The sequence below is a fragment of the Kribbella sp. DT2 genome (genome assembly GCF_049844575.1).
Classification (GTDB): domain Bacteria; phylum Actinomycetota; class Actinomycetes; order Propionibacteriales; family Kribbellaceae; genus Kribbella.
The window spans coordinates 1-11870 of sequence record NZ_JBNCLH010000016.1; the positions used below are offsets into that span (position 1 = coordinate 1).

The following is an 11870-nucleotide window of genomic DNA, read 5'->3' on the forward strand; positions in this document are numbered from 1 at the left end:
TTGGCAGCTCGCACTTCACCCGGAGGTCTTCCCCATGTCAGCACGCCACGCCGTCACCAACGTCCGTGGTCAGTACACCTAGAGCGGGACCTGGAACCAGCCGCCGATGTCGATCCGGCCCGAGGCCTTGGCGGCCTCCAGCGCCGAGCGGTTGTTGGCGTGGATGACGCCGAGCAGGATCGGGCGTTCGTCCGGGAGCGCTTCGGTGAGCAAGGTGGGCAGGTACCGGCCGTAGCCGCGGCCGCGATAGGCCGGGTCGAGGATGAGCTCGCGGACGACGTACGCCGGCATGCCGAGCGTCTCCTCGTTCACGAACGCGCAGACGTACCCGGCCCACTCGCCGTCGACCAGTACGTCGAACAGCAGCCCGGCCTCGACCGACTCCGCCAAGTTCTCGGCCGGCTCGATCTTCGCCTGGTCCGGATGGCCGGGGTGCGCCCGGTCGATCGCCTCGTACGCCGCGACCGCCCGCGGGTAGTTGGCGAGGTCCTTCGCCGGCGCGAACCGCAGCTCGGGCGGGCTCGTCAAGTGGCTGCGGAGCTCGCTGACCAGGCCTGCCATGAACCGCCGGTCGACACCTGTCCCTGGGAAGTGGCCGATCGGCGCGGCACTCCACAGCCGCACGTACCTGGGCTCCAGTACGCCGTACTCCCGCCGCGCGGCCTCGGCCAACGCCTGCAGGTCCCCAGCGCCGACCGGCCGTGTCAGCGGAGTGGCATCGACGAACGGCTTGGTCGCGTCGCCGCCCTCGTACCGCATGCTCAGCATCGCGTGCAGGTCGCCGACCGGCGTCCAGCGGTTGAGCAGCAGCTCCGGCGGGTGCCCGGGCGCGAACCGCTCGGCCCGCACGGTCGCGATCCCGAGATCGGTCGCCAGCTCGACGTCCAGCGCGTGCTGCTCGGCGAGCAGCACGCGACGGACGTCGTCGGCGACCCACGTGCGCGTGACCGGGTGCTGCGCGGCGAGGCTGTACGCCGCCAGTTCCGTTGCCGTGGGCACGTTCAGGACTCGTCGGCCTTCCGGACCCAGACCTCACGGATGATCAGCAGCACCGCGGCCGCCGTCGGGATCGCCAGCAGCGCGCCGACCACACCGAGCAGCGCGCCACCGAGCAGCGCCGCGATCACCGTGACCGCGCCCGGGATGTTGACCGCGCGGCGCATGATCCGCGGCGCGACGATGTAGTTCTCGATCTGCTGGTAGATGATCCCGTACGCCAGGCAGGCGACACCGATCCACAGCCCGTCGGTGAACCCGATCGCCGCGACCAGGACGACACCGATCAGCCCACCGACCATCGGGATGAACGCGGTGAACATCACCACGATCGCCAGCGCCACGGCGTACTGGTTGAGGCCGACGATCTCCAGGAACACGAACATGAAGAACCCGGCGCACAGCGCGACCAGGAACTGCCCGCTGACGTACCCGCCGACCCGGCCGAGCACCTCGTCGCCGAGGATCGAGACCCGCTTGCGGCGGGACGCCGGGACCAGGCTGTACGCCGCGCGCTTGACCGTGGGGAGCGAGGCGAGGAAGTACAGCGTCAGGATCAGGATCGTGAAGCCGGAGAACAGGGCGTTCGCGACCACCTTGCCGACACCGAGGATGCCGCCGAACGCGCGCTGCGCGAGCGCCGGGTCCTGGATGTAGTCCTGGGCCTTCTGGATGAACTGGTAGCGGTCGTTCAGCTCGTTCAGCGTCTTGGACTTGGTCAGCAGGTCGAGCCAGTCCGGGGCGTTCTTGATCAGCCCGTTGATCTGGTCGGTGACCACCGGCACGATCGCGAACCCGACGCCGGACACCGCGAGGATCATCAGGATGAACACCACGCCGACGGACAGGCCACGCTTGAGGCCGCGGCGCATGAACCACTCGACCAGCGGGTTGAGCCCGACCGCGATGAACATCGAGACGACCAGCAGGATCAGGACCGACTTGGCCTGCCCGAGCGCGTTCCACAGGCCCCAGGCGACCAGTACGCCGAGCGCCGCGAAGAAGCCGAAGACGAACGGGTTGGAGCGCCGCAGCGGCGGGCCGGGACGGCCCATGCCTTCGTCCGGGTGCCGCTCGTCCATCAGGAGCTGCCCGGCGATGTTGTCGTCGGTGTCGGCCTCCTGCGCCGACTTCCGCGCGACACTCGCGGACTCCCGCGCCACCCCGGCCGAGGTCTCCGCCTCGTCGGCGGACTCGTCGGCTTCGTCCGCCGACACGTCAGCCTGCTGCGCCGCACCCGTCGCCTGCTCGGCGGACTCGTCCGCCTCGTCGGCCGACTTGTCGGCGAGCTGTGCCGCCCGCGCGGCATCCGCCGCGGCAGCCTTGGCCTCCGCCGCAGCCGCCGCGATCGCCGAAACCTGATCGGCCCCGCCGTTGGCTTGGTCGTCGGAGGGCTGCTCCGGGCCCCCGCCGGTGGGCGGGGGGCCTGGCTTCTTGCTGTCTTCCGTGGAGTTGTCGTCGCCGGCTGGCGTCACTTCTCATCCTTGTCGGCGGCGTCGTTCTCAGGGTCCTTCGGCGCGAACGGGCTGTCGCCGGTGATCCGGGTCTCCTCGGCCGTCAGGTCGTCGAGCCGGAACTCGTCGATCCTGGTCGAGTCCTTCGGCTCGTCCGCGTCCTTGCTGTCCTTGTCGAGCACCTGCGGGTCGACCCGCAGGTCGGTGTCGATCCGCGTCTCGTCGACCCGCGCCGCACCGGCGTCCGCCCCGGCGAACGGGCTCCGCCCGGTGAACGTCGCCGACGCGTCGTCCTTCGAGTCCACCGGGTACGAGCTGTCACCCGGGGCCTTGTACGACGACTCCACCGGGTACGCCGCGTCGCCGGCCGGTACCGCGAACGGGTTGGCCGAGGAGGCAGACTTGTCCTCCGCGAAGGGGTTCGCCGACTTCCCTTCCGCGAACGGGTTGGCCGACTTCTTCTCCGCGAACGGGTTCGCCGAGGATCCGGCGTTCGAGCCGTCCGCCGCGAACGGGCTCGCGGACGGCGCCGGCTTGCCGGTCGCGAACTGGTTGCCGGAGACGCCGGCCGCTGAGTCGCCTGCCGCGAAGGAGTCCGACTTGTCGCCCGCGAACGGGCTCGCGGAGGATCCGGCGTTCGACTCGTCCGCCGCGAACGGGCTGGCCGGCGAGTCCGACTTCTCCGCCGCGAACGGCCGCGCCGACGAGTTGCCCGCCGGGGCGTCGTACTGGTTCGCCGAGCTCGCTTGGCCGTCGTACGGGCTGGCCTGCGCGTTGCCGGTCGGGCCGGCGGTCGAAGCGTCGCCGGTCGTTCCGGACTCCGCCGCGAACGGTCCCGCGGCCGGGGCGTCGTACGAGCTGCTGTCGGACGGCGCAGCCTTGTACGAGCCGCTCTCCGACGGGCCGCCGGTCGAGGCGGCGTCGTACGAGTTGCTCGACGTGTCGCCGCTCGGGGCGTCGTACGTGGTCGGCGGGGGTGTGTACGAGCTGGTCGGTGCGAACGGGCTGCCGGCCTGCGGGTTCGCCGGGGGAGCGGCGAATGGGTTGTACACCGCCGGAGCGGCCGTCTCCGAGTCGAGCTCGGCGGCCTGGCGCGCGATGTTGCTCGCGATGTCGTTGAGCCCGGCGATCTGCGCCAGGATCCCGTCGCGCCGCTTCGCCAGCCGCTCGGTCTCCCGGGCGACGATCGTCCGCGACCGCTCGGCCTCGTCCGCCGCGCTCGCCAGCTCGGCCTCGGCCCGCGTCCGTGCGGCGGTCAGCACCTGCTCGGCCTCGCGCCGCGCGCGGGTCAGCGTGCGCTCCGCCGACTCCTCCGCCTCGGCACGGATCTTGCGCGCCTGCTCGGTCGCCTCCGCGACCCGCCGCTCGGAAGCCTCGGCGGCCTCCTTCATCTGATCCGTCAGGTTCTCGGTGTCGGCCGCGATCTGCTGGTGCTTGTCGGCCAGCTCCTTGGCCTGCTGCTCCCGCTCGTCGGCCAGCCGCGCCCGCAGCGCCGCCGACTCGCGCTGGATCGCGGTCCGGATCTTCTCCGCCTCGTGCAGCGCGCCGTTCTTCAACGTGCTCGACTGCGACTCCGCCGTCAGCTGCAGCTGCTCCGCCTTGCGCCGCGCGGCCGCGAGCACCTCGGCGCCCTCGGTCTCCGACGTCCGCCGGATCTCGGCCGCGTCACCCTCGGCGGTCCGGCGCATGCTGTCGGCCTCGTTCAGCGCGACGGTCCGGATGTCCTGCGCCTCGCGCTCACCGGTCGCCCGGGCCGCGAGGGCCTCCTTGTTCGCCGTCGACCGCAGCTCCTCGGCCTCGCGCCGGGCCTCCTCGAGGGCCTCCGACGCCTGGTCCTGAGCGAGCCGCAGGATCTGCGCGGCCCGGTCACCGAGCCCGGCGTACGACGGGTTGGCGCTCGCCTCGAGCTGCCGCTTCGCCTCGTCCAGCTGCCGCTGCAACGGCGCGGACCCGGCCTGCAGCTCCTCCGCCTTGCTCCGCGCTTCGCCCAGCTGCGCCTCGAGCGCGCGGACGTAGTCGTCCACCGCGTGTTTGTCGTACCCACGGCGTGCGACGGGGAATCCCCCGGCCGCGGTCGCCGTACGGTCGAAGAACGGCAGGCTCGACTCGTCGCCCATCCCTGAGTGTCCCTTCTGGCGGAGCGGATGAAACCCCCAGCGTAAGCCTGTCAGAACCCAGGCCCACAAACCTAACCGGCGACGGTCGGCCTGTGGACGGCGAGCTGACGCCGGCGCACCCGGTTGCTCTCGCACTCACGGCCGATCCGGGTCAGGCCTGTCGCGCCCGCCCGCCCCCTGTGTGGACGGGCGGCGTGCTCACGCTGACGCCGGCCGCACGACGGCCACCTCACCGACGCGTTGCCCGACGACTGACGCCTGGCCTCACGACTGACGCGGTCCATCGCAGCAGCCGTCAAACAACGCGGCAGTCGTCAAACAACGCGGCAGTCAACGCCGTCGCTACCGCGCCGCGGGTACTGCGCCGGTGAGACCTGCGCAAATGCGGCTGGGCAGCCGCTCCCGGACCTGATTGGCAGCGCCCACGGCCGCGGCTTCTACTCCCCGGCGCGTGGACCAGCGTCCCCACGGTCGGCAGGCCCGGCGACCAGTCCTCCCAGACCCCGGTCGACCCGCGTACTACCAAGCCCTACTTGTCCCGGAAGCGGTTGATCGCATCCAGGTGCTCGGCGCGCAGTTCCTCGTCGCGGACCCCCAGCCCCTCCGAAGGCGCCAGTGTCAGCACCCCAACCTTCCCCTGGTGCAGATTCCGATGTACGTCGTACGCCGCCTGCGCCGTCTCCTCCAGCGCGTAGACCCGGCTCAGCGTCGGGTGTACCATGCCCTTTGCGATCAGCCGGTTCGCCTCCCACGCTTCGCGGTAGTTCGCGAAGTGCGATCCGATGATCCGCTTCAGGTTCATCCACAAGTACCGGTTGTCGTACTCGTGCATGTAGCCCGACGTCGACGCGCACGTGACGACCGTGCCGCCGCGCCGCGCGACGTACGTGGAAGCACCGAAGGTCTCCCGGCCGGGGTGCTCGAACACGATGTCCGGATCGTCGCCGCCGGTGAGCTCGCGGATGCGGGCGCCGAAGCGCTTCCACTCCTTGGGGTCCTGCGTCGTCGGGTCCGACCAGAAGCGGTAGTCGTCGGCGTTGCGGTCGATGATCAGCTCGGCGCCCATCGCGCGGCAGATCTCGGCCTTCTCCGGCGACGACACGACGCAGACCGGGATTGCCCCGCCGTTCAGCGCGAACTGGGTCGCGTAGGACCCGAGCCCGCCCGAGGCGCCCCAGACCAGGACGACGTCGCCCTGCTTCATGTTCGCGCCGTTGGCGGAGACGAGCTGCCGGTACGCCGTACTGTTCACCAACCCGGGCGTCGCCGCCTCTTCCCAGGTCAGGTGGGCGGGCTTCGGCATCAGCTGGTTCGACTTCACCAGCGCGATCTCGGCCAGGCCGCCGAAGTTGGTCTCGAAGCCCCAGATCCGTTGCTGGTCGTCGAGCATCGTGTCGTTGTGGCCGTCGGGGGACTCCAGCTCGACCGACAGGCAGTGCGCGACGACCTCGTCGCCGGGCTTCCACGCGTTGACGCCGGGGCCGGTGCGCAGGACGACGCCGGCCAGGTCGGAGCCGACCACGTGGTACGGCAGGTCGTGGCGGGCGGTGAGCGGCGAGAGCTTGCCGTACCGCTTGAGGAACGAGAACGTCGAGACCGGCTCGAAGATCGACGTCCAGACCGTGTTGTAGTTGATCGCGCTGGCCATCACCGCGACCAGCGCCTCACCGGGGCCGAGCTCGGGCGTCGGGACGTCGTCCAAGTGCAGGCTCTTGCGCGGGTCCTTCTCCTTCGTCTCCAGGCCCTCGAACAGACCGGTCTCGTCGGCGTGCACGGTGATCCCGCGGTAGTGGTCGGGGACCTCCAGCCCGCCGAGGGCGGCACTGTCACCGGCGAGGATCGCGTCGAGGATCTGCTTCACGTCATACCTCCTGGAGCGGCGGTCGGGTGAGCGGAACTTACCGTCGAGTATGCAGTGCTCGCTGTGCTGCGTGACACAGTTCGCGCCTGGTGAGACCACCATCACTTTTCCAGTCCAGCGGATGCAGTGGTCTTATCGCCGCGCTGTCCTTCGATGTCAGTACGGCGTCAGCGCGCGCGGGTGTGAAGCCGGACCTGCGTCCCGTCCGCGCCCGACCGGACCTGCACCAGGTCGCAGAGCTGGTTGGCCAGCCAGACCCCGCGCCCGCCGGGCCCGTCGACCGGCGGCAGCACCCGCCCGATCAGCAGGTCGTCGATCCGGCCGTGGTCGGCGACGTCGCAGACCAGTTGGCCGTCGGCCGCCCACCACGACAGCGTCCCGCGGCCGCCGCCGAAGCGGACGCTGTTCGTGCAGATTTCGTGCAGCGCCAGTTCGAGATCGTCGATCCGGTCGTCGGTCAGCTGCAGGGATCGAGCGGCCACGTTCACGCGACGCCGTACGGCGTTGAGGTCGCCCATGCCGAACTCCTGCTGCTCCGCCTCGGCCGGTACGGCGGGCAGCGGGCACCGGAAGCTCAGGTCGGCGCCGCGCTGCGGCCCGGTCGAATGCAGCTCGGCGGGATCGACCGCGAGCTCGGCTGAGTACGGGCACCGCAGCTGGAACCGCCCGGCGTACTCGGTGAAGGCAACGCCCAGCAGGTGCTCGTGCAGGGCGGTCTCCTCGAGCTCCGCCGGTGAGCGGCCGACGTACGCCGGTTCGCCCAGGCCGCGGATCGGGAGGTCCGGCGGCACCTGGTCGAGAAGCCTGCGCCACAGCGGGATGAGCCGCGCCGGATTGCGGCCGACCTCGCCCATGTCGAGGAAGATCACCTGGTCCGCGACGCCGTCGAGAGCCTTCCGCAGCAGGCTGTTGCGGTCCTCCGGGAGGACAGCGACGACGGTCTCGCCGGCGTCCAGGCCTTCGTGCACGTACGTGGCGGACTGCCGGACGAAGTCTTCCTCATCGGTGTAGACGAAGGCGTCGTGCCGGAACCCCGATGCGACGGGGTGGTAACGGTCCGGAGCGCTGTCCCTCAGCACCTCAACAGACTAGCTCCGTACTCACGGGTTGTGACCGTCGGCAGCGCGTCTTGGGCAGAACTTCACGCACCGTCAGCACAGGAAAACGTTTGAGTCAGCGGACGCCGACGCGATCCGGCCTCAGCGGGCCGGCTCGACCAGTTCGACGAGGACGCCGCCGGCGGACTTCGGGTGGACGAAGTTGACCCGGGAGCCGGCCGTGCCGCGGCGCGGTTCGTCGTACAGGAGCTGGGCGCCGCGCTCGCGCAGGATCGCGGACACCTCGTCCAGGTTGCCGACCCGGTACGCGAGCTGCTGGATGCCGGGCCCGTTGCGGTCCAGGAACTTGGCGATCGGCGAGCTGTCCGACAGCGGAGCGAGCAGCTGGATCGACGAACCGGAGTCGCCGACCGACAACATCGCCTCCCGGACGCCCTGCTCCTCGTTGACTTCCTCGTGCGCGACCGTCATGCCGAAGGTCTCGGCGTAGAACCGGACCGCGGCGTCGAAGTCCGCGACCGCGACCCCCACGTGGTCGATCGCCTCGAACAGCGTCTTGGTAACGGGCTCCATCCGACCAAGATGGCCCGGCCGTCAGCAGATGCCAACAAAAGGTGGCGGATGCGACACTGGACGACTCGATGAGTGTGACGCACGACATCTACCGGCTGGTGCTCGGCCCGTCCTGGTCCCGGGCCGCACCAGCTCGGCTCGAAGCCGCCGTCGGCGACCGTGTCGTGCTCGTCACCGGCGCGTCCTCGGGCATCGGAGCCTGTACGGCGGAACTGCTGGCCGCCGCCGGCGCGCACGTCCTGCTCGCCGCCCGGCGCGTGGATCGCCTGCAGGAGTTGGCGGATCGGATCACCGCGACGGGCGGCCGCGCGACGCCGTACGGGGTGGATCTGACGGATCCCGAGGCGGTCGACCGGCTGGTCGTGGACGTGCTGGCCGACCACGGGCGGGTGGATGTCGTGGTCAGCAACGCCGGCAAGTCGATCCGGCGCTCGCTCGCCGCGACCGAGGGGCGCTTCCACGACGTGACGCGGACCGACGGGGTCAACTACCTCGGTCCGGCGCGGCTGCTGTCCGGCCTGCTGCCCGGGATGCGGGCACGCGGAACCGGTCACATCGTCAACGTGAGCAGCCTGAACGTCGACCTGCCGGTCGCGCACTGGGCCGGGTACAGCGCGTCCAAGGCCGCGTTCGAGACCTGGCTGCGCTGCGTGGCGCCGGAGATCCGCGCGGACGGGGTGGTGGTGACGTCGATCCATTTCCCGTTGGTGCACACGCCGATGAGCGCGCCGACGTACAGTCCTCGTCTGCCCGGCCTGACCGCCGAATCCGCCGCTGAGGTGATCGCCCGCTCGCTCGTTCACCGCCCACGCCTGCTCGTCCCGTGGTGGGTCCGCCCGGCCGCCGTCCTGACAACCCTTGCCCAAGGCCCCTATGAGGCCGTCCAGTCCCAGGTCCTCCGATGGTCACGCTGACCGGCCTGCTGCGCCTCCTCCGAGCCGTCCCGCTCTGGCGCCCTCAGGTCCTCCGAACCCTTTACGCACAAGGCCTCACGCTGAGCGCGTTGATCACCGTCGCCGCCCTCAAGAATCCCGACGGGGTTGCTCTGATCGACGACGACGGTCCACTCACGTACGCCGAGCTGGACCAGCTGATCGAGGAGGTCGACGTCAGCACCACCCGGGTCGACGTCCGCGAGCCGAACCACAGGACCTTCGTGGTCGCAGCAGCCGCAGCCCTCCGCCACAACGCGGACGCCGTCCTCCATGCACCGGCGGGGCGGGAAAGGAGGGGCGAGAAGCGGCCGCCAGACGGCGAAAGCGTGGTGCTCGGCGGGCGGGCTGGATCGGGAGACGACGCCGAGGGAATGGTGCTCGGCGGGCGGGCTGGATCGGGAGACGAAGCCGAAGGCGAGTCGGGGGCGGCGGCTCACCCTCCCCACCCTTCTTCTCCTCGCCGCCGCGACCGCAGGTCGCGGCGGCGAGGGCAGGTGATCCTGCTGACCTCCGGCAGCACCGGCGTACCCAAAGAAGTCGAGCGTGGGGGAGCGCGCCTCGCGCAAGCACTCCCCATCGGCACCCTGCTCGGTGTGCTGCCTGTCCATGGGCCCGTGGTGCTGACCGTGCCCTTGTTCCACGGCTTCGGCCTGGGCTTCCTGGCGCTTGGCCTGGCGCTCGGAGTGCCGGTGGTGATGTGGCGAAAGGTGGACGCCCGAACAGTCGCCAGGTTCATCGGCGAACACCCCGGCTGCCTCCTCGTAGGAGTACCTCCGGTGCTGGCCCGGATCGCCCGTCTGCAAACCGCCGCACACCTGTCGGCCGTGGTCAGCGGAGCCGGCCAGCTCCACCCGATCGTCGCCGAACGCCTGCGCACGGCGTACGGAGACGTCGTCTTCAACTTGTACGGCTCCAGCGAGGAAGGCTGGTCGACGATCGCGACCCCAGCCGACCTGCGTGCGGCGCCGGGGACGATCGGGCGCGCGGCGGCAGGGGTGAAGGTGGCTGTGCTGAATGACGACGGACGCCCGGTGGGAGACGGTGAGGTCGGGCACCTGTGCGTCTCGGGACGGCTCGAGTTCAAGCAGTACGGCGATGGCGGGCGCCGCGCCCGCCTGGGTGGGATGAGCGACTCCGGCGACCTCGGCCACCGCGATCCCGACGGCCGGTTCTTCGTCGACGGCCGCACCGACGACATGGTCGTGACCGGCGGCGAGAACGTCTTCCCGGCCGAGGTCGAGAACGTGCTGCTGCAGCACCCGGCCGTCGCCGAGGTCCGCGTCGACGGCGTACCGGACGACGAGTACGGAGCCCGTCTCGAAGCGACCGTCGTACGGCGTCACGACGTACAGGCCGAGGAGCTGATCGACTGGGCGCGCGCCGGACTCGCGGGCGCGAAAACCCCACGGGGAGTGCGATTCGTCGCCGAGCTGCCGGCAACCGCGAGCGGCAAGTACCGGCGTCGTGTGACCTGATCGACACCGGCGTACCAGTGCCGTCGCAGGTATCGTGACAAACATGTCTGACACCACCAGCGCGCAGAGCGCAACCGTCATCGTCGCCGGCGCCAGAACCCCGATCGGGCGGCTGCTGGGCGGTCTCAAGGGCTTCACCGGCGCGGAGCTCGGTGGGTTCGCGATCAAGGGCGCGCTGGACAAGGCCGGCATCACCGGCGACCAGGTCGAGTACGTGATCATGGGCCAGGTGCTGCAGGCCGGCGCCGGCCAGATCGCCGCGCGCCAGGCCGCGGTCAAGGGCGGCATCCCGATGCACGTCCCGGCGATCACGATCAACAAGGTCTGCCTGTCCGGGCTGAACGCGATCGCGCTGGCCTCGCAGCTGATCAAGGCCGGCGAGTACGACGTCGTCGTCGCGGGTGGCATGGAGTCGATGACCAACGCGCCGCACCTGCTGCCGAAGTCGCGCGAGGGCTTCAAGTACGGCGACACGACGCTGGTCGACTCGATGGCGTACGACGGGCTGTGGGACGCGTTCACCGACCAGGCGATGGGTGCGCTGACCGACCAGGCGAACACCGAGGGCCTGAAGCTGACCCGCGAGGAGCAGGACCAGTTCAGCGCGCGGTCGCACCAGCTGGCCGCGGAGAGCTGGAAGAACGGCGTGTTCGCCGACGAGGTGGTTCCGGTCGAGGTCCCGCAGCGCAAGGGTGACCCGCTGACCGTCGACACCGACGAGGGCATCCGCGGCGACACCACGGTCGACACGCTGGCGCGGCTGCGTCCGGCGTTCGGCAAGGAAGGAACGATCACCGCCGGTTCGGCCTCGCAGATCTCCGACGGCGGCTGCGCGGTCGTCGTGATGAGCAAGAAGAAGGCCGAGGAGCTCGGCCTGACCTGGATCGCCGAGATCGGCGCGCACGGCTCGGTCGCGGGTCCGGACTCGTCGCTGCAGAGCCAGCCCGCGAACGCGATCGCCAAGGCCTGCGCGAAGCAGGGCGTCGACCCGGCGTCGCTGGACCTGATCGAGATCAACGAGGCCTTCGCCGCGGTCGGCATCGCCAGCGCCCGCGAGCTGAACGTCGACCTCGACAAGGTCAACGTCAACGGCGGCGCGATCGCCCTCGGCCACCCGATCGGCATGTCCGGCGCCCGCCTCGTCCTGCACCTCGCGCTCGAGCTCCAGCGCCGCGGCGGCGGCACCGGCGCCGCAGCCCTCTGCGGTGGCGGCGGCCAGGGCGACGCCCTGATCCTCCAGGTTCCCGCGAAGAGCTGACAGGAGCCTGATGCCGACGCCGGTCCCGCCCCCACCCCGGCCGCTGCCCCCGGCGTCGGCTCACCACTCAGCCTGTACGCCGACTCACCCAACCCGGTCGCCGTTCCCGGCGTCGGCTCACCACTCGGCCCGAACGCCGACTC

The 11870-nt window shown here is 70.8% G+C and carries 9 protein-coding genes; 3 read left to right on the forward strand and 6 right to left on the reverse strand.

Annotated features, from left to right (window positions below; translation table 11 throughout):
• Window positions 1-78 precede the first annotated feature (78 nt).
• The 6 genes from ACLQ2O_RS40045 to mce form a co-directional block, all read right to left on the reverse strand.
• Window positions 79-999 carry a GNAT family N-acetyltransferase gene (locus ACLQ2O_RS40045; protein ID WP_425842765.1) on the reverse strand — a complete coding sequence of 307 codons (921 nt, stop codon included), beginning with the start codon at window positions 997-999 and terminating at the stop codon, window positions 79-81.
• A gap of 2 nt (window positions 1000-1001) precedes the next feature.
• The gene (locus tag ACLQ2O_RS40050; protein ID WP_425842767.1) at window positions 1002-2471 is read right to left on the reverse strand and encodes an AI-2E family transporter; all 1470 of its coding nucleotides are present in this window, start codon (window positions 2469-2471) and stop codon (window positions 1002-1004) included.
• Window positions 2468-4567: a transposase gene (locus ACLQ2O_RS40055; RefSeq protein ID WP_425842769.1), complete on the reverse strand. Its 2100-nt coding sequence runs from the start codon at window positions 4565-4567 to the stop codon at window positions 2468-2470. Before ACLQ2O_RS40055 ends, ACLQ2O_RS40050 begins: the two co-directional genes overlap by 4 nt.
• Before the next feature lie 529 nt (window positions 4568-5096).
• On the reverse strand, window positions 5097-6428 hold the full coding sequence (ccrA, locus tag ACLQ2O_RS40060) for a crotonyl-CoA carboxylase/reductase (protein WP_425842771.1): 1332 nt from the start codon (window positions 6426-6428) through the stop codon (window positions 5097-5099).
• A 167-nt stretch (window positions 6429-6595) separates the two neighbouring features.
• Entirely contained in the window at window positions 6596-7507 is a 912-nt protein-coding gene (locus ACLQ2O_RS40065; RefSeq protein WP_425842773.1) for an anti-sigma factor RsbA family regulatory protein, read from the reverse strand.
• Between the two features lie 120 nt (window positions 7508-7627).
• The gene (gene mce, locus ACLQ2O_RS40070; RefSeq protein ID WP_425842775.1) at window positions 7628-8059 is read right to left on the reverse strand and encodes a methylmalonyl-CoA epimerase; all 432 of its coding nucleotides are present in this window, start codon (window positions 8057-8059) and stop codon (window positions 7628-7630) included.
• A 68-nt stretch (window positions 8060-8127) separates the two neighbouring features.
• On the opposite strand from mce, the gene ACLQ2O_RS40075 reads away from it, so the two are divergent.
• The 3 genes from ACLQ2O_RS40075 to ACLQ2O_RS40085 are packed head-to-tail and all read left to right on the forward strand — an operon-like array spanning window position 8128 to window position 11727.
• The gene (locus tag ACLQ2O_RS40075; RefSeq protein WP_425842777.1) at window positions 8128-8973 is read left to right on the forward strand and encodes an SDR family NAD(P)-dependent oxidoreductase; all 846 of its coding nucleotides are present in this window, start codon (window positions 8128-8130) and stop codon (window positions 8971-8973) included.
• A complete protein-coding gene (locus ACLQ2O_RS40080) occupies window positions 8961-10469 on the forward strand; it encodes an AMP-binding protein (RefSeq protein WP_425842779.1) in 1509 nt (502 codons plus the stop codon). Before ACLQ2O_RS40075 ends, ACLQ2O_RS40080 begins: the two co-directional genes overlap by 13 nt.
• Before the next feature lie 43 nt (window positions 10470-10512).
• On the forward strand, window positions 10513-11727 hold the full coding sequence (locus ACLQ2O_RS40085) for an acetyl-CoA C-acetyltransferase (RefSeq protein WP_425842781.1): 1215 nt from the start codon (window positions 10513-10515) through the stop codon (window positions 11725-11727).
• The last annotated feature ends 143 nt before the right edge of the window (window positions 11728-11870 follow it).